Below are 20,691 nucleotides of genomic sequence, written 5' to 3' on the forward strand. Positions count from 1 at the left end.
ATGAAAAAGATTTCAATATTAATAGCATCAGCCTGTTTAGCAACACTTATTTTTAGCTGTAAAAAGGTTCTTGAAGAACAAGATTTAGGTAGCTTTACTGCCGATCAGGTCTACAATGATTCTACCACAACAAAATTAAGTATAGATTATATTTATAGTCAAAATCAACCAGCCTGGTTTGGCAATGTAGGTGGTTTAAGCGCATCTGTAAATTCGCTTTCTGAAGAACAATATGGCGACAATGTATTTGTTAAAGGCACCGCAACAATCGAATCAGTAACCGATTTGGGCAACACAAATACAGCAGGAAACTATGTGAAAATCAGAACCATAAATATGTTTATCAGGGATGTTAACGCGGGTACTTTAGATCCGGCCGTGAAAAATAGATTTATTGCACAGGCATATTTCTGGAGAGCTTTCAGGTATTTTGAATTGGTAAAGCTTTATGGCGGTGTTCCGATTGTATTGATTCCGCTTGATGCAGTTGGTGAAGATGCAAAAAAAGCTGCGTTATTACCAAGAAATACAACAACCGAAACATTTGCTCAAATTGCAAAGGATTTAGATTCCTGCATTAAATATCTTCCTGCCAGATGGCCAAAAAATGATGATTACGGACGCATAACCAAAGGTGCAGCCCAAGCTTTTAAAGGGCGTGTTCTGCTCACTTTTGCTTCACCGGAATTTAATCCTGGTAATTTAATTTCGAGGTGGCAGGATGCATATACAGCCAATACCCAGGCAATAACCACATTATCTGCCAATGGATTTGGTTTGTATCCTAAATTTGATGTAACCATGTGGACTACTGAAGGCAGTAACGGCGGAAGTACCCCCCGTAACCCTGAAGCAGTTTTAGCAACGCTTTACAATGCGGCAACAACTGATATCGGCCAAAATAATAATACCTATCCAAATGCAACTGTTCCTAAATATATAGGTACCACCGGAGGATCAAATCTTCCAACGTGGGACATGGCACAGGCATTTCCAATGAAAGATGGTAAGGATATAGGTGTATCTACAAAATATCCATATAACCTGGGCACATTTTATAAAGACCGCGATCCGAGATTTGAACAAACAATTGCTTATAACGGCTGTAACTGGCCACTATCTGCTAACCCGAATTACCGTTTGTGGACGTATTATTACAGTAAAAATAACGTATTAACCTCAACAGAAAGCTCTGTTAGTTCAAGTGGTTTATACTTACGAAAAGCCATAGATCCAGCACTTACGCTTGCAACGTTTTTAAATGCAGGTACAGATTGGTTGGAAATCCGCTATGCAGAGGTATTACTGAACCAGGCAGAATGTGCTGCCGAAATTGGCAATATAGGGCAAGGCCAGGAAGCTTATGCCAACATCATAGCAATAAGAAAAAGAGCAGGGATAGAAGCTGGTACAGATGGGCTTTATGGATTAACGGCCGGGCTTAACGGTCCACAATTGGTTACAGCCGTAATTAGAGAGCGGCAAATAGAACTTGCATTTGAAGGCAAGCGCTTTTGGGATTTAAGACGCCGTAAATTACTGGAAACAGTACTTAATGGTAAAAGAAGAATGGGGGTAACCATTGCATTAAAAAATACCGGCACTAATACCGATTATTTATTAGGCTCGCGTGATGCCGCTGCAAGCACCAATTTGGATGCACTTTACACATCGAACTTTACCGTAACTACTAAACAATTGGATACCTATAACATCGCCTATCAGCCTGGAGTTTACTTCTTTGGAATTCCCACGGTATCTTTAAATAATAATATCAACTTAGTGCAAAACAATACATGGGGTGGAGCTTTCGATCCCTTAAAATAAATGAATAAAACTTTTTGGGGCGGTTTGCTCACCGTCCTGGTTTTTTAAATTTGGTTTGAAAAAGGGAACATTAATTTGTTTCCTTTTTTTTTATTCAAGAATGTTACATTTATATATGAATATTATTTCTATCTTGTAACATGGCTGAGAGAATGAATTTAATTTGTTACAGCCATTTTAGCCAATTGATAAGATGATACAATAGCTAGCCAAAATTATACATAAAATAGCCGCTTATTGCGTGCAAATTTGAAAGATAATATACTTTCTAACCAAAATTATTTACAAGGATAGATATAGAAATGAGCCACGATATTCGATATTAAAGATCAGTTTTTCTGCTGATCAAAAATATTCCGTAACTTCTTTATCTTCCCACGAGCAAACACAAAATGAAAAAGAACTTTTTAAATCTGTTGGCTACAACAGCATTAATCCTCTCGGCAAATTATACCTTTGCACAATATCCGAATATTCCGGCCGACGTTAAAAAATCTTCTGATTCGATGATGAAAGAAGCCTATCATCAATCGGATATAGCATGGGAAAAAGCCAAGCCTATTATTGCAAAAGAAGCAGGCGAAGGCAAACCTTATATTCCATGGGCGGGCCGACCTACAGATTTACCTCAATCTAAATTATTGGCGTTTCCTGGGGCAGAGGGTGGTGGTGCCTACAGTTTTGGTGGCCATGGCGGTAGGGTAATTGTAGTCAAAAATTTAAATGATAAGGGGCCGGGTTCTTTGCGCGATGCCTGTGAACAAGGTGGTGCAAGGATTGTAGTTTTCAATGTGGCTGGTATTATCAGGTTAAAAACTCCTTTAATTATCCGTGCCCCATATATTACAATTGCTGGCCAAACAGCACCTGGCGATGGTGTTTGTGTTGCTGGCGAGTCGGTTTGGTTAAATACTCACGATGTTATTGTTCGCTTTATGCGTTTTAGAAGAGGCGAAACATTTGTAGGCCGCCGTGATGATGCCATTGGTGGAAATCCGGTTGGAAACATCATGATCGACCATGTTTCGGCAAGTTGGGGCTTGGATGAAAACATGTCGATGTACCGCCACATGTACAACGATAGTACAGGAAAAACTGAGGAGAAATTAGGAACGGTTAACATTACAATCCAAAATTCAATTTTCTCTGAAGCTTTAGATTATTGGAACCATGCGTTCGGAAGTACTTTAGGTGGCGAAAATTGTGCCTTTGTCCGTAACCTTTGGGCCGATAACGGTGCCCGTAACCCATCAATCGGGTGGAACGGTATTTTTAACTTCGCCAATAACGTAGTATTTAACTGGAACAACCGCTCAACAGATGGTGGCGATTATACCGCACAGTACAACATCATCAACAACTTTTATAAACCTGGTCCGGTTACTGAATTAAAAGACCCGATCAGTTACCGCATTTTAAAGCCAGAGTCTGGCCGCAGTAAATTGCCATATGTGGTTTTTGGCAGGGCTTATGTTGCCGGAAATATCATTGATGGCAATGAAAAAGTAACCAAAAACAATTGGGATGGAGGCGTGCAATTGGAGGATAAAAAAGGAAACCTCATGTCGTATGAGGCTGCAAGTAAGTATTTTGCAGCGATGAAAGCAAAAGATCCGTTTCCGATGCCTAAAATTAGCATCATTCCAACCCTACAAGCTAAAGAATATGTATTGGCAAATGCTGGTGCAACCCTGCCAAAAAGAGATCCGGTTGATACCCGTGTAGTTAAGCAGGTTGCTACCGGAAAAATTGAAGTTCATCCTAATGCTAAACCATCTGCTTTTCAATTCGAACACCGCAGGTTACCTGGCGATTCTTATAAACAAGGTATCATTACAGAAGTTTCTCAGGTAGGAGGTTATCCGGAATATAAAGGAGCGCCATATAAAGACAGTGATGATGATGGTATGCCTGATGCTTATGAGTTGAAAAACGGATTAAACCCTAAAGATGCAGCTGATGCCGCAAAGATTACTAAAAGCGGCTATTCCAACATCGAAGTATATTTAAATAGTGTTGTTCCTGTTTCCATTGTAAAGCCTAACTAATATGAGTACCTGGAATTCAATTTTTAGCATAATTGCTTTATGCGGGCTAGGAAATGTTGCTTTTGCGCAATATCCGGTTATCCCTGAGGCAATGGAAAAAAAAGCCGATTCACTATTAAAAAGCATTGAAGAACAATCAGAACTTCAATTTCTGAAAGTGAAACATATTGTTGATGAAGAGGCTAAACATGGTAAACCTTATATCCCATGGGCGGCCAAACCAAGTGATTTGCCACAAGCCAAAACGGTTGCCTTTCCTGGTGCAGAAGGTGGTGGTGCTTATTCTTTTGGCGGTAGAGGCGGGAAAGTTTATGTTGTAACCAGTCTTGATGATTCGGGCAAAGGAACCTTGCGTGAGGCCTGTGAACAAGGTGGAGCGCGAATTATTGTTTTTAATGTTTCTGGTATTATCAGGTTAAAAACACCATTGATTATCCGTGCACCTTACATTACAATCGCTGGCCAGAGCGCACCTGGTGATGGGGTTTGTGTGGCTGGCGAATCTGTTTGGATCAATACCCATGATGTTGTGATCCGTTACATGCGTTTCCGCCGTGGGGCAACTGATGTTACCCGTAGAGATGATGCAATTGGCGGTAATCCCGTGGGGAATATTATTATCGACCACGTTTCTGCGAGCTGGGGATTAGATGAAAATATGTCCATCTATCGCCATGTTTACGACAAAAAAGACGGTTCCAAACCTGAGAAATTACCAACAGTAAATGTTACCATTCAAAATTCGATTTTTTCTGAAGCTTTAGACACCTATAACCATGCTTTCGGCAGCACCATTGGTGGTTTAAATTCAACTTTTATGCGTAACCTTTGGGCATCAAACATTAGCCGAAATCCATCTGTTGGCATGTATGGCGATTTTGGTTTCGCCAATAACGTGATCTTTAACTGGTGGAACAGAAGTGCAGATGGTGGCGATAATGCTTCGTTTTACAGTTTCATTAATAATTATTACAAACCCGGACCAATTACTCCTGCAGGCGAGCCGATTTCTTATCGTATCTTAAAGCCAGAGTCTGGAAGAGACAAAAAGTTTGCTAACGAATTTGGCAGGGCTTATGTAACCGGAAACATTATCGAAGGGAATGAAAAAGTAACTAAAAACAACTGGGATGGCGGCATTCAGCCAGAAAGTAAGCGGGATAAGCAAAAGTTATTAGATTCGATAAAAGTGGATAAACCATTGCCTATGGCAAAAGTTTCAATCATCGATACTAAAAAAGCATACGATTTTGTGCTGGCCAATGCCGGTGCATCTTTACCTGTTCGCGATGCGGTAGACCAACGCATTATTAAACAGGTTACAACAGGCAAAATTGAACATGTTGAAGATGGGAAATTGCCTGCTAAACAGAGTTATGTAAAGCGTAGGTTACCTGCTGATTCGTATAAAAAAGGTATTATTTCTGATATTGCACAAGTAGGTGGTTACCCGGAATATAAAGGAAAACCGTATGTAGATACAGACCATGACGGAATTCCGGATGCCTGGGAAACCAAAAATGGACTTAACCCAAAAGATGCCAAAGATGCCACAAAACTGTCGAAATCTGGTTATGCCAATATTGAAATTTATTTAAATAGCTTGGTCGATATTAATAAGGTGAGGCCAGGTAAAGGTTAAAGACTAAAGCCGAAAGCGCAAAGGCTTGGCAGTTTGATAGCAATTTTGCTTTTCTTCTGTCGTGAAATGAATTCAGTTGACGCGTGTTTGTAGAAAGTTGATTAAAAAAACATCAATGCCAAAAACTAACCATATATTAAAAACCATACAAATAAAAGCCTTACCGATTTTGGTAATGGCTCTTTTGGCGATTAACTTTTCTTATGCACAAAAAATAAAGCCTGTTGAGCCTCCAAAGCCGATTTTTAAAGGAAAAGATGGCAAAATGGCTTATACTCCAGATGCAGAAGGAAACCGGATTCCCGATTTTTCTTACGCAGGTTACATGGCGGGCGAAAAAGCAATACCCAATGCAACAATAAAAGTAGTTGTTCCTGTTTCAAAGGGCGATGCCACTTTAAGAATTCAATCAGCCCTAAATTATGTAGCTAAATTGCCAATCGGTAAAGATGGTTTACGTGGAGCAGTATTTTTAGAAAAAGGCACTTACGAAGTTGCAGGAACATTAAGGTTGTCAGCCTCCGGAGTGGTACTCCGTGGTAGTGGAATGGGCGAAAACGGCACAAAGATTTTTGCAACAGGTTTAGACCGGATTGGCGTAATCAGAATTTTAGGCCAAAAGAATAAGTTGGAAGAAAAAGCTATCGCCATTACTGATCCTTTAGTACCTGTTAATGCAAATAAAGTAACCTTAGCAAGTACCAGCGGATTAAAGGTTGGTGATGAAATTTTGATTCACCGTCCATCAACCAAAGAGTGGATCGAAACGCTAAAAACGGTAGAGTTTGGTGGAGGAGAAAGTGCTTTAGGCTGGAAACCTGGAACAAGAGACATCCATTGGGATAGAAAGATTATCGCCATGAACGGCAATACCATTACTTTTGATGCACCTATTACCACGGCTTTAGATGCTAAGTTTGGTGGAGCAACCATTTCTAAATACAAATGGGAAGGTAGAATTTCACAAACAGGTATCGAAAATCTAAAAATCGAATCAGATTACCATAAGGAAAATAGTAAGGATGAATACCATCGCTGGACAGCCATCTGCGTAGAAAATACCCAGGATGCATGGGTTCGTCAGGTTGTTTTTGAGCATTTTGCCGGCTCTGCCGTTAATGTACTTGAAACCGCTAAAAGAATTACAGTTGAAGATTGTAAATCACTTGCCCCAGTTTCTGAAATTGGTGGTGAACGAAGATTTACATTTTTAACCACTGGTCAGCAAACGCTTTTTCAAAGGTTATACTCAGAATATGGCTACCATGATTTTGCTGTAGGCTTTTGTGCCCCGGGTCCTAATGTTTTTGTACAATGCCAATCTTATTTGCCATTCAGTTTTAGTGGTGCTATTGATAGCTGGGCATCAGGTGTGTTATTCGATATAGTAAATATTGACGGACAGGCCTTAAGTTATTTAAACCGTGGACAAGATGGCCAAGGAGCCGGTTGGGGTGCTGCAAATAGTGTATTCTGGCAATGTAGCGCTGCAAGAGTTGATAATTTTCAACCACCAACGGCTCAAAACTGGGCTTTTGGAACCTGGTCGCAATTTGCCGGGAACGGTTATTGGGATATGTCAAACGAACAGATCCAGCCTAGAAGTTTATATTATGCCCAACTAAAAGATAGATTGGGTAATGAAGCAGAAAAACGAAATTTTGTACTTCCTGTAGAAACAGAAGCATCAAGCAGTCCGCCTGTTGATGTAGCTTTAAAACTGACTAAGCTGGCGTATAAACCTGCTTTAACAGTTTCGGAATATATTGATGCCGCAACCGATCGGGATAAAATCATAACCGATGCCGGTTCTGCAAAAAGTATTGATAAAATTGGTCTTGATAAAGTTATTCAACCTGCACTTGCTGATGCAATGACGGTTAAAAACGGCTGGTTGGTGCGTGGCAATGAAGTTGTGGTGGGTAATCGCCAGGATGTTCCCTGGTGGAATGGGAGTGCCCGTCCGTATGGATTGAAAAATACTAAATTTCATATTACGCGTTTCGTTCCTGGCCGTTCAGGCAATGGCTTAACGGATGATTTGGATTCGATCACAGATGCGATGAAAAATGGCACTGTTAAAGTGCTTGATCACAATTATGGCCTTTGGTACGACAGAAGAAGAGATGATCATGAGCGAATCCGCCGTATGGATGGCGAGGTTTGGGCACCTTTTTACGAATTGCCTTTTGCCCGTAGTGGCCAGGATAAAGCCTGGGATGGTTTAAGCAAATACGACATAACCAAATACAATTTATGGTATTGGGACAGGTTAAAGCAATTCGCCAACCTTGCCGATCAAAAAGGCCTGGTTTTAATCCACGAAAATTATTTTCAGCACAACATTATCGAAGCCGGAGCACATTATGCCGACTTTCCATGGCGTACCGCAAACAACATCAACAATACGGGTTTTCCTGAGCCTGTGCCATATGCTGGCGATAAACGCATTTTTATGGCCGAGCAATTTTACGACATCAGCAATGAGCATCGTAAAGCAATCCATAAGGCTTACATCAGAAAATGCCTGGAAAATTTTAATGGAAATACTGGTGTAATTCAGTTAATCGGTGCCGAATTTACCGGTCCGCTTCATTTCGTTCAATTCTGGATCGATACCATAAAAGAATGGGAGAAAGAAACAGGCAAACACCCAATTATTGGTTTGAGTGTAACAAAAGATGTGCAGGATGCCATTTTAGCCGATCCTGAACGTGCAAGTGTGATTAATTTAATTGATATCAGGTATTGGCATTATCAGGCCGATGGAACAGCTTACGCACCGCAAGGTGGTTTAAGTTTGGCACCGCGACAACATGCCCGTTTGCTAAAACCTAAGAAAACATCTTTCGAAGAAGTTTACCATGCCGTTTCCGAATATAAGAATAAGTTCCCTGAAAAAGCTGTAATGTATTCGGGAGATAGCTTTGATAGTTTTGGATGGGCGATTTTAATGGCAGGTGGTTCTTTATCAAACGTTAACGATATAGATAAAACAGTTTTAAGTGCTGCTTCTTCAATGAAACCTTTTCTTCTTGCAGGTAAATCGGCTAAACAATATGGGCTGGAAAATGCAGGTAAAGCTTATATTTTATACAATGCCTCACCAAATGCAATAGACCTCGATCTAAGTAAAAATACAGGGAAATTCAATGTAAAAGTGCTCAATACCAGAAATGGTAAAGTGCTAAAAGAAGAGAAAATTAACGGAGGTGCAATTGTAAAACTGAATAAAGTGGCAGCAGGCGACGAGGTACTCATCATCAATAAAATTTAATATGAACATTAAATATATACTATATCTACTTGCTTTAGTTTCTTGCCTTGCTTTTGGCTGTAAAAAGAAATTTCATTTTGGGGATAAAAGCCTTTTGGTATCAGAAAACGGAAGATATTTAACCACAGGGGATGGCAAACCCTTCTTTTGGCTTGGCGATACAGGTTGGTTACTGTTCGGGCGTTTAACCCGCGAAGAAGCAAATACCTATCTCCAAGACCGTAAAAAAAAGGGCTTTAATGTTATTCAGGTGATGTTATTACATGATGTACCTTCGAAAAATGTATATGGAGATTCGTCAGTTGTTCATGCTGATGTTTCCAAACCAATGCTCACACCTGGCAACAATCCGAAAGATTCCTTGGCTTACGATTATTGGGACCATGTAGATTATATCGTAGATCTGGCCGCAGAAAAAGGTCTTTATATGGCTTTAGTTCCGGTTTGGGGAACCAATGTAAAGGCCAAAAAAGTAAATGAAAAGCAGGCAAAAGCCTATTCAGAGTTTTTAGCCAAACGTTATAAAGAAAAATGGAATATTATCTGGTTAAATGGTGGCGACATTAAAGGGAGTGAAGGTGCGGCTGTTTGGAACACCATCGGCGAAACCTTAAGAGCAAATGATCCGAATCATTTAATTACATTTCATCCAAGAGGCCGTACTGCTTCATCACAGTGGTTTCAAAATGCAAAATGGTGCGATTTCGATATGGTACAGTCAGGCCACCGCCGTTACGACCAAGACACTTCTAAAAATGAGCAACTGCATTATGGAGAGGATAACTGGAAATACATCGAAGCTGATTATAAATTAAAACCAACTAAACCAACTATTGATGGAGAACCATCATACGAGGATATTCCACAAGGTTTACATGATACACTGCAACCGCGCTGGACAGATAGCGATGTTAGAAGATACGGTTATTGGTCTGTCTTTGCAGGGGCATTTGGCTATACTTATGGTCACAATTCGGTAATGCAGATGTATAAAAAGACAGATTTAAAACCTGCTTATGGTCCTAAAGATCAATGGATAACGGCAATTAATGCCCCAGGTGCAAAACAGATGCAATACTTGAAAGATTTAATGCTTTCGCACTCTTATTTCGACCGTGTACCCGACCAAACTTTAGTTGCTGGTAAAAATGGAGAAAAGTACGAGCGCGTTCTTGCTACAAGAGGCGAAGAGTTTGCAATGTTATACACCTATACTGGTAAAAATTTCAGTGTACAAATGGGTAAAATTGATGGTGACGAAGTAAAAGCTTCATGGTTTGATCCAAGAACAGGAAAAACTACGCTGATTGGAGAATTTGAAAATAAAGGCATTAAGGAGTTCAATCCCCCAGGTGAACCTGGAAATGGAAATGACTGGGTATTGGTTTTGGAAGAGATATAGGAGAATAAATCGTCATCTCGAGTGAAGCGCAGCGGAATCGAGAGATCTTTTACAACAACTTTAAAAGATTTCTCCACTTCGGTCGAAATGACAACCAAACGAAAAGAAAATAACAATAAAAAAAGTGTTTAAACCCAATTCCATATCATCATTTCGCTTAGCTATAATTGGCCTGCTATTGTGCGGATTAAGTTCCTGTTCAAAACAGGCTTACCTATTTACCTCTTTCCACGAGCCGGCAAACGAAGGGTTAAGGCTTTTATACAGCTATGATGCTTACCATTGGACAGATTTAAATAAAACCTTTTTGAAACCAACAGTAGGTACGCAAAAAGTACTCCGCGATCCGTCAATTGCTCAAGGGCCAGACGGCACTTTCCATTTAGTATGGACTTGCAGTTGGAAGGGTGACAAAGGTTTTGGTTATGCCAGTTCAAAGGATCTGATCAATTGGAGCGAACAAAAATTCCTTCCGGTAATGGAAAGCGAACCAAAAACAGTTAATGTTTGGGCACCAGAGATTTTTTACGATAACGAGAAAAAGGAATATATAATCATTTGGGCTTCAACTATACCATTCCGTTTTACTAAAGGAATAGAAGAGGAAGAGAACAACCATCGGATGTACAGCATTACCACGAAAGATTTTGTTAGCTTCTCTAAACCTAAACTATTTCTTGATCCTGGTTTTAGTGTAATTGATGCGGTGATTGTAAAACGCGCTCCTAAAGATTATGTATTGGTACTGAAAGACAATACCCGACCGAACAGGAATTTAAAAGTTGCTTTTGCAAAAGATGCACTGGGGCCTTACGAAAACGTTTCTGAAACTTTTAGTCCGAAATTAACAGAAGGACCAACGGTGGTAAAAGTAAAAAATGATTGGCTGATTTATTTCGATGCCTATGGGGAAAAGATTTATTCAGCCTATAAAACTTCCGATTTTAAGACATTTAAAGATGTAACAGCATCAATTTCAATCCCCGAAGGGCATAAACACGGAACGATTATAAAAGTGAAAAGAAAAGTGATAGAGAGATTGAGAAATAATAAATGAGTTTTAATACGGTCGTCATGCTGAATTTAGTTCAGCAGCTAATGGGAAAGCTAAAAAGGCTCTGAAATAAATTCAGAGTGACGCACCAAAGAAAGCAACATAAACATGAAAATATTTAAAATACTTTGTTTAGGCTTACCATTTGCATTTGCGATAACCACTTCGCATGCGCAAGATACGGTGCGTTATACAGGTAAAACCCTGGTTAATGCAGATTACCATCACGGTCAGCTTTCGCCGGTAATGGGTGTGCATAATATCCAAACTTTCCGTGCGAACAGAGAACACCCTGAACTGGCCGAAAACTTCGGTTGGACTTACAACCATGCCCCAATGCTGGCCTATTGGAACAATAAATTTTACATCGAATACCTGAGTGATAAAGTTGGCGAAAGCATCCCACCAGGTCAAACATTATTACAATCTTCAAATGATGGCTATACCTGGAGCAAGCCGGATGTTATTTTTCCGGTTTACCGAATTCCGGATGGTACAACAAAAGCGGGTAGAACCGATGTAGCTAAAGATTTAGATGCCGTGATGCATCAACGCATGGGCTTTTATGTTTCAAAGAAAAATGTTTTCCTGGTTTTGGGTTTCTATGCGATCAGTTTTGATGCTAAAGACGATCCGAACGATGGCCATGGAATTGGCAGGGCCGTAAGAGAAATTCAGCCAGACGGCAAATATGGCCCTATTTATTTTATTCACTACAACCCCGGCTACTTCGAGAAAAATACAAAATACCCATTATACACCAAAAGTAAAAGTAAAGCTTTTATTGAAGCTTGTAATGAATTGTTAGTCAATAAATTAATGACTCAGCAATGGAATGAGGAAGCAAATAGAAAAGATCCGTTAATTACTTTACAAAAGCAATATAAGGCGTTTAGTTACTATCATTTACCTGATGGCAGAGTAGTGGGTTTATGGAAAAATGCCTTAACAGCCATTAGCAATGATAACGGTACGAGCTGGCCGGAAAATGCTTCGAGGGCACCTGGTTTCGTGAATAGTAATGCCAAAATATGGGGACAAAAAACTTCTGATGGCAACTACGCAACGGTTTATAATCCATCTGAGTACCGGTGGCCGCTAGCCATATCAACAAGTAAAAACGGACTCGATTATACCAACCTTCTACTCGTACACGGTGAAATTACGCCAATGCGTTATGGAGGCAATTATAAATCGTACGGGCCACAATATGTACGTGGAATTATCGAAGGTAATGGCAAACCTGCTGATGGTAAATTATGGGTAACCTACAGCATGAACAAAGAAGATATTTGGGTTTCTTCTGTGCCGGTACCCCTTAATGATAAAGCAACACAACATGTAAACGATGATTTCAGTAAGATGCCTGCTGATAAAGCACTCGAAACATGGAATGTCTACAGTCCGCTTTGGGCCCCTGTTAAGGTTGAAAACGGCGTTTTAGTATTGAAAGACAAAGATCCTTTTGATTATGCCAAAGTTGAAAGGTTGTTTCCAGCAGCAAAAAAAATAATCGCTTCATTTTCTGTTACGCCGAAGCAAAATGACTTCGGTTTATTGGAAATCGAATTGCAGGATACTAAAGGAACAGCTACTGTGCGCCTTACTTTTGATACCGCAGGAACTTTAAGCGCAAAGGCAGGCGCACGGTATAAAAATTTCATGAAATACGAGGCAGGTAAAAGTTACGACATCAAATTAAAATTAGATGCCTTTACGCGTTTTTACACCATCACTGTAAACGGCAAAGATGTATTAACCAGCCTGGCTTTTCAACCTGTTGCTGATGTTTCCAGAATTGTTTTTCGCACCGGCGATGTTCGTCGTTTTCCTGATGTAGATACACCCGCGGATCAAACCTACGATTTGAAAAATGCCGGAGAAGCAGAGAAGAAGGAAGCCGTTTATTCGATTAAGTATTTAAAAACGGAGGGATTTTAGATGAGAAAGTTTGGAGTTTTGGGTTTGGAGTTTGGAGTTTTCCCATTATTGCGTGCTAAAGCGTTCGGCATTCCGGCCACATCATCGTCAGTACGAGGGGGCAAGGCTCGGCAATCTTTCCTAAGCGTCATTTCGACCGTAGTGGAGAAATCTTTGATCCAGGCTGAAATGATTTCTCCGTTTCGCTGCGCTCCATCCGATAGCTATCGGATCGAAATGACGGGAGAGATTCCTAGCACCTGTAGCATTAAGATTCCCGCCTCCGCGGGAATGACGGCACTAATTATCCTTCTTTCTTTATTTTCCTTTTCCGCCAACGCAAAAATCCTTTTGCCTCAAATTTTATCAAGCAATATGATTTTACAGCGCGAAAAACCAATCAATATCTGGGGGTTTGCTTCACCTGATGAAAAAGTAGCAGTAGTTTTCGCAGGTCAGAAAAAAGAAACAGTTGCCGATAAAAATGGAAACTGGTTGGTGGTTTTAGCACCATTAAAAACAGCTACAAAACCCCAAACCATGACCATTAGTGGCTCAAATAAAATTCAGCTTACCAATATTCTGGTAGGTGAGGTTTGGGTATGTTCTGGTCAATCCAATATGGAATATGCCATGCGCAAACTGGCCAAAATCCCAAAACCTAAAAATGAAAAATTAGGTTTCCCGTTTGATGAAGTTGCAAAGGCAAAAAATGATCAGATCAGGATTTTTCTGGTTAACCGAAAAACTTTAATCAAACCTGATTCGCTTCATAAAAGCTGGGCAATGGCGCAAGATTCAGCATTACGTTCTTTTTCAGCCGTTGGTTATTTCTTCGCCAAAGAAGTTCAGGAAAAATTAGGAATTCCAGTGGGCATGATCTCTTCGGCCATTCCGGGAAGTGCAATTGAGCCATGGATTTCAGAAAATGCATTTACACAGGAGGATTATTTCAAAAATCAAAAAATAGGTAACGATCCGGGTAAGTTTTATTCAACGATGATCGAACCTTTAACACAATTTAAAATCCGTGGTTTTTTGTGGTATCAGGGCGAAACCAATTGCTTTTTGAATGAAAAGATCAATTACGTCTATAAAATAAAGGTATTGATTAATAGCTGGCGAAAAGCCTGGAAAGAAAAGAATCTACCTTTTTATTATGTCCAGATTGCACCTTTTAACTATTCCAAAACCAAAGGCAAAGTACCTGTTGATGAAAATACCGAACCTGAATTTTGGGAAGCGCAAACACAATTGTTGCGTTTACCGAACACTGGAATGGTTTCTACAAACGATTTAACCGACTCGAATGAAGATTTGCACCCAACATATAAATGGGAGGTAGGTAGAAGATTGGCACTTTGGGCTTTGGCCGAAACCTATAATCAAAAAAATGATTTCTCGGGGCCTGTTTATCAATCAGTATTGTTTAAAAATGAGAAAGCCGAATTGAATTTCGATTATTTAAAATCAGCTTCATCCGGTCCTGTTACTGGTTTTACCATCGCAGGAAATGACGGAAAATTTGTAAATGCTGATGCTGTGATAAAAGATGGAAAAGTTGTTGTTTCTTCAAAAGAAGTTAAGACACCTGTAGCCGTGCGTTATAACTGGACGGAAAACCCAACAGGAAACTTTTATAGCAATGGTTTACCTGCTTTGCCTTTCCGAACCGATAATCCATTAACTAAAACTTTTAAAACCAATTAATGAAACGCAGATTTATACTTTTCTTGTGTTTAACAACCCTATTCTGCTCGCTAAAAGCACAGCAAACGGAGAAATTATACCTATCGGGAACAGGGAACGACAATACCGTGAACTGGGATTTTTTCTGTACCGCTGGCGCAAATTCGGGCAAATGGACCACTATACCAGTTCCTTCAAACTGGGAACTGCAAGGTTTCGGAAAATATAATTATGGTTTCAACAAAGAAGACAATAAGGGAAAGGAAGAAGGGCTTTATAAGTATAAATTTAAAGTTCCAACTGCCTGGAAAAATAAGGAAATCAATATCGTTTTTGAAGGCTCAATGACCGATACCGAAGTCAAAATTAACGGTCAGTTGGCCGGTGAGATTCACCAGGGTTCGTTTTATGTTTTTAAGTACGATATTTCCAAACTGATTAAATTTGGCGACGATAATTTACTTGAAGTAAAAGTATCCAAGCATTCTGCTAATGAATCGGTTAACAATGCCGAACGCAAGGCTGATTTCTGGATTTTTGGTGGCATTTTCAGACCTGTATATCTCGAGTCACTGCCGCAAACCCATATCAATCGGATTCAGATCGATGCCAAAGCTAATGGGAATTTAAATGCGCAAATCAATTATACTGGTGATGCAGATAAAATTGAAGTGGAGCTTTTTGGAAAAGATGGGAAAAGATTTGGTGATCGGTTTACAACTTCAATAAATAAAGGAAATAAAAACATACTACTCAATCATCAGTTTTCCAATCCGGCTTTATGGTCGTCAGAGTTTCCGAATTTGTATACGGCAAGCTTTACATTAATTAAAAATGGGAAAGAGATCCATCAGATTTCCAAAAAAATCGGTTTTAGAACAGTTGAAGTAAAAGAACGTGATGGTGTATATGTTAACGGAGTAAAAATGAAGTTTAAAGGTGTAAACCGGCATTCATTTTATCCGTCATCGGGCAGAACAACCAGTAAAAAAATCAGCATCGCCGATGTTTTGATGATGAAAGAAATGAATATGAATGCCGTCCGGATGTCTCACTACCCACCAGATGGCCATTTTTTAGACGTTTGCGATTCGCTTGGCTTATTTGTAATGGACGAATTGGCAGGCTGGCACGGCACTTATGATACGCCTACCGGAACGAAGTTGATGAAAGAAATGATGTTGAATGATGAAAATCATCCATCGATTATATTTTGGGCCAATGGCAACGAAGGGGGGCATAACCGCGAACTTGATCATCTTTTTGGCGAGGAAGATCTTCAAAAAAGACCTTTAATTCACCCTTGGGAAGTTTTTAACGGTTTTGAAACCACACACTACCGTGAATTTAATTACGGAATTGGCAACTACGATCATGGGCACAATATTTTAATGCCTACCGAGTTTCTGCATGGTATGTGGGATGGCGGTCATGGTGCAGGCATTGAAGATTACTGGAATGCCATGTGGAACAATCCACTTTCGGCTGGTGGTTTCCTTTGGGATTTTGCCGACCAGGCTGTGGTGCGTACCGATAAAAATGGCGAATTGGATACCGATGGAAATCATGGCCCAGATGGAATTGTTGGGCCTTACCATGAAAAAGAAGGCAGTTTTTTCACCATTAAGGAAGTTTGGAGTCCGGTTTTTATAGCAAAAAGAGAAATGACAATTGGCTTTGATGGCTCGTTTACATTAGAAAATCGCTATGCTTTTACCAACCTCAATCAATGTACTTTTGAGTGGAAGTTAAAAAAGTTAAAAGCTGGCGATGATGCAGCATTCAAATCTGGCAAAGCCGATGCACCAAACATCAAACCCTTCGAAAAAGGAAAATTACAGATTAATCTTCCAGCAGATTGGAGAAGTTTTGATGCCCTTTATCTTAGCGCAAATGGACCGGATGGTAAAGAATTATTCACCTGGAGTTTCCCCATCGCTTTGCCTACAGATGATGCTGAGAAAATTATCGTAAAAACAGGTTCTTCAAAAATAAATCTGAAAGAAGAGGCTAAATTATACCTTGTTTCTGCCAATGGTATTGATTTAACGTTCGACAAAACAACTGGTTTGTTGCAACAGGCCAGGAATGCTAAAGGGATAATTCCTTTTGCTAATGGTCCTATTTTGCAGGAGGGTGTAAATAACTTTAAAGGTTTTACTCAAAAAATGGATGGCGAAAATTTAGTGATTTCATCTAAATTTGATAAAAAGGAAAGCTGGAATACCCTACAATGGACGATTTACCCATCTGGATGGTTAAAAATGGAAGTAAAATATTTTCCATCAGATTACTTTACCACTTTCGTTGGTGTTAACTTTTCTTATCCAGAAACAGAAATTAAAGCCGTTGAATACAAAGGTAATGGGCCATACCGCGTTTGGAAAAACAGGATGAAAGGAACGGAGTTTGGCATTTGGAAAAAGGATTATAACAATTCGGCAACAGGAGAAGCACCATGGCAATATCCAGAATTTAAAGGCTATTATTCAAATATGTACTGGTGCGAATTTATTGGCAAGCAACAATCATTCAAAGTTGTAACAGATCGGGAAGATGTTTTTTTAAGGTTATTTACACCAAAAAAATCAAAGGATACAGAATACGATAATATGAGTCCGACATTTCCGAATGGTGATATTTCCTTTATGAATGCCATTTCGGCAATTGGTACAAAAACCCAAAAACCAGAAACAACAGGGCCAATGGGAATGAAGAATATTTATTACGATTTTGATAAAGATCCAAGTAGGGCATTGAATATGACCTTGTATTTTGATTTTTCGCTCCATAGTTCGTCATTGCGAGGAGGAACGACGAAGCAATCTCAATAAAGAAATTATGGAACACAATAACATTAGCAAAAAAGATTGCTTCAGCTCGCTCAGGCCAAGCTTCGCAATGACGAATTTTTTTAAAAAACAATAATACAATTAGTATAATCAATAAATCTGTGCAATCAACCGCGAAGCGTAATGAACATTAAACTCCACCTAGCGATCATCAGCATTTGCCTCATATCCTTTACAAAAGTGATGGCGCAAATCTCGTTGCAGCACACCACCTGCGAGATGCTCGAAAATCCGTTGGGCATTGATGTTGTAAAACCCCGCTTTGCATGGCATATCATTTCTAATGAGCGTAATGTAATGCAAACCGCTTATCAAATTTTAGTTGCATCATCGGCAGAAAAATTAAAGGCGAATGAAGGCGATTTATGGGACTCAGGAAAGGTTAACCAACCAGAATCTATCCATGTAAGCTATAACGGTATGGCATTAACTAGCCGTATGAAAGCCTATTGGAAGGTTAAAGTATGGACAACTGCTGGTCAAAGTGAATGGTCGGCTAACAACGCTTTCTCTATGGGTTTACTTTATTATAAAGATTGGCCAAAGGGCTGGATTGGTTTCGACCGGGCTTTCCCATGGGATAACATTAAAACGGATTCCCGTTTATCAGCACGATATTTTAGAAAGGAGTTTCAGTCTATAAAACAAATCAAATCTGCCACCGCATTTATCATTGGCTTAGGTTTATACCAACTCTATATTAATGGTAAAAAAGTGGGGAATGATGTTTTATCGCCGTCGCCTACTGATTATACCAAAAATGTAAAGTACAATACCTATGATGTAACCAGTTACATTCAAAATGGTAAAAATGCAGTGGGTACGATACTCGGAAATGGCCGTTTCTTCGCAATGCGCCAAAATGAAAAACCGTATAAAATTAAAACGTTTGGTTTTCCGAAAATGCTCATGAACATCAACATTGTTTACACCGACGGAACAACGGCAAATATTGATACCGATGATAGCTGGAAGGGCACAACAGATGGACCGATCAGAGCTAATAACGAATACGACGGCGAAGAATACGATGCTACAAAAGAAGCTTTAGGCTGGAATAAGGTAGGTTTTGATGATAGTAAATGGGCAAAGGCAGAATTTGTACAGGAACCAATGGGAACAATTGAGGCCCAGATGAATGAAAACATGAAAGTGATGAATACCATTAAGCCGGTTTCAATCACTAAAATTTCGGGTGGCCGGTATATTTTGGATATGGGTCAGAACATGGTGGGCTGGCTGCAAATCAAGGTAAAAGGTATTAAAGGCAACCAGATTAAAATGCGGTTTGCTGAATCATTACAAGATAATGGCGAACTCTTTACCGCTAATCTTCGCAATGCAAAATGTACCGATTTATACACCTTAAAAGGTGGCGAATTAGAAACCTGGGAACCAACATTTGCCTACCGCGGGTTTAGATATGTAGAACTTACAGGCTATACCTACCAGCCATCACTAAGCGATTTCGTTGGTAAAATGGTTTACGATAACATAAAAACGGTCGGAACGTTCGAAACTTCGGATGCTTTGACCAATCAGATTGTAAAAAATGCCTGGTGGGGAATTGCCGGGAGTTACAAAGGGATTCCGGTTGATTGTCCGCAACGCAACGAGCGCATGCCTTGGTTAGGCGATAGAGGCGCAGTGGCTTATGGTGAAAGTTTTCTTTTTGATAACGGTAGATTCTACGCCAAATGGTTGCAAGATATTAGAAATTCGCAAAAAGAAGATGGTGCCATTCCGGATGTTGCACCAGCTTTTTGGCGCTACTACAGCGACAACATGACCTGGCCCGGAGCAATGCTTTTGGTTACCGAAATGTTATATAAGCAAACTGGTGATGTATCTGTCGTACAGGACAACTATCCGGCAATGAAAAAATGGCTTGCTTACATGCAAAACCGTTACATGAAAGATTATATTTTGACCAAAGATAGTTATGGCGATTGGTGCATGCCGCCCATTACCATCGAATTTGGCCGTGGTAAAAGTGCAGATAAAAAGTATCCGTCAGAATTGATTTCGACAGCATATTATTATCATTTCACCCAATTGATGATGCAATTTGCCAAGGTAAGCGGCAACAATGAAGATATAAAAGCATATGAGCTTCTGGGAAATAAAATCAAAGATGCTTTTAATCAAAAATATTATAACAACAAAGGCTACTATGCCTCAAATGCACTAACCGATAACATCATTCCGCTTTACTTTGGGATGGTTCCTCAAAACAATGTAGATAAAGTTTTTAAGAGCATTACTTACACGGTAGAGGTTACAAATAAGGGGCATTTGAGCAATGGTTTAGTGGGAATTCAGTGGTTAATGCGCTGTTTAAACGATTATGGCCGACCAGATTTGGCCTATACCGTGGCCACCCAAAAAACTTATCCGAGTTGGGGCTACATGGTAGATAACGGCGCAACCACCATTTGGGAATTGTGGAATGGGAATACAGCCGATCCAAAAATGAATTCGCAAAACCATGTGATGATGCTCGGTGACTTACTGATCTGGTATTATGAAAATCTGGCCGGAATAAAATCCGAAAGTGCAGCTTTCAAAAAGATCATCATGAAACCGGAAATAATTAATGGCTTAAACGCTGTAAATGCAAGTTACAATTCGGTTTATGGACTAATTAAAAGCAATTATAATACAACAGCAAAGCAATTTAACTGGAATATCACCATTCCGGCAAATACAACTGCAATGATTTATATTCCTGCAAATAATAAAAATGAGGTTTCAGAAAAATCGAAATCAATAAAAGATTTAAAATTTATAAAAATGGAGAATAACAGGGCCGTTTATGAGCTCGGCTCTGGAGATTATTCATTTGTGGTAGAGCGGAAATAAAAATGAAATAAGTCGTCATTGCGAGGAGGAACGACGAAGCAATCTATCCTGCCAAGAAAGATTGCTTCGGTTGATGAAAAATCAAGCCTCGCAATGACGAATAAATTAAAACACAATT

Annotated in this window: 10 protein-coding genes; all 10 read left to right on the forward strand. The window is 39.7% G+C overall.

Features of this window, described 5'->3' with window-relative positions:
* The 10 genes from ACZZZW_RS15275 to ACZZZW_RS15320 all read left to right on the forward strand — a co-directional run bounded on the left by ACZZZW_RS15275 (position 1) and on the right by ACZZZW_RS15320 (position 20,573).
* Positions 1-1,827, forward strand: a complete 1,827-nt coding sequence (locus ACZZZW_RS15275; RefSeq protein ID WP_463494636.1) for a RagB/SusD family nutrient uptake outer membrane protein — start codon at positions 1-3, stop codon at positions 1,825-1,827.
* A gap of 392 nt (positions 1,828-2,219) precedes the next feature.
* Positions 2,220-3,875: a pectate lyase family protein gene (locus ACZZZW_RS15280; protein WP_463494638.1), complete on the forward strand. Its 1,656-nt coding sequence runs from the start codon at positions 2,220-2,222 to the stop codon at positions 3,873-3,875.
* Between the two features lies 1 nt (position 3,876).
* Positions 3,877-5,517: a pectate lyase family protein gene (locus ACZZZW_RS15285; RefSeq protein ID WP_463494640.1), complete on the forward strand. Its 1,641-nt coding sequence runs from the start codon at positions 3,877-3,879 to the stop codon at positions 5,515-5,517.
* A gap of 115 nt (positions 5,518-5,632) precedes the next feature.
* Positions 5,633-8,794, forward strand: a complete 3,162-nt coding sequence (locus tag ACZZZW_RS15290) for a DUF6298 domain-containing protein (protein WP_463494642.1) — start codon at positions 5,633-5,635, stop codon at positions 8,792-8,794.
* Between the two features lies 1 nt (position 8,795).
* A complete protein-coding gene (locus ACZZZW_RS15295; protein WP_463494644.1) occupies positions 8,796-10,196 on the forward strand; it encodes a glycoside hydrolase family 140 protein in 1,401 nt (466 codons plus the stop codon).
* A 178-nt stretch (positions 10,197-10,374) separates the two neighbouring features.
* Entirely contained in the window at positions 10,375-11,253 is an 879-nt protein-coding gene (locus ACZZZW_RS15300) for a glycoside hydrolase family 43 protein (RefSeq protein WP_463494646.1), read from the forward strand.
* 105 nt (positions 11,254-11,358) lie between these two features.
* The gene (locus ACZZZW_RS15305) at positions 11,359-13,191 is read left to right on the forward strand and encodes a six-hairpin glycosidase (protein WP_463494648.1); all 1,833 of its coding nucleotides are present in this window, start codon (positions 11,359-11,361) and stop codon (positions 13,189-13,191) included.
* Positions 13,192-14,880, forward strand: a complete 1,689-nt coding sequence (locus tag ACZZZW_RS15310) for a sialate O-acetylesterase (RefSeq protein ID WP_463494650.1) — start codon at positions 13,192-13,194, stop codon at positions 14,878-14,880. It begins immediately after the preceding gene.
* Positions 14,880-17,693, forward strand: a complete 2,814-nt coding sequence (locus ACZZZW_RS15315; RefSeq protein WP_463494652.1) for a glycoside hydrolase family 2 protein — start codon at positions 14,880-14,882, stop codon at positions 17,691-17,693. Before ACZZZW_RS15310 ends, ACZZZW_RS15315 begins: the two co-directional genes overlap by 1 nt.
* A gap of 141 nt (positions 17,694-17,834) precedes the next feature.
* Complete coding sequence (locus ACZZZW_RS15320) at positions 17,835-20,573, forward strand: alpha-L-rhamnosidase (RefSeq protein WP_463494654.1); 2,739 nt, start codon at positions 17,835-17,837, stop codon at positions 20,571-20,573.
* Positions 20,574-20,691 lie beyond the last annotated feature (118 nt).

Source organism: Pedobacter sp. AC379, assembly GCF_979258145.1.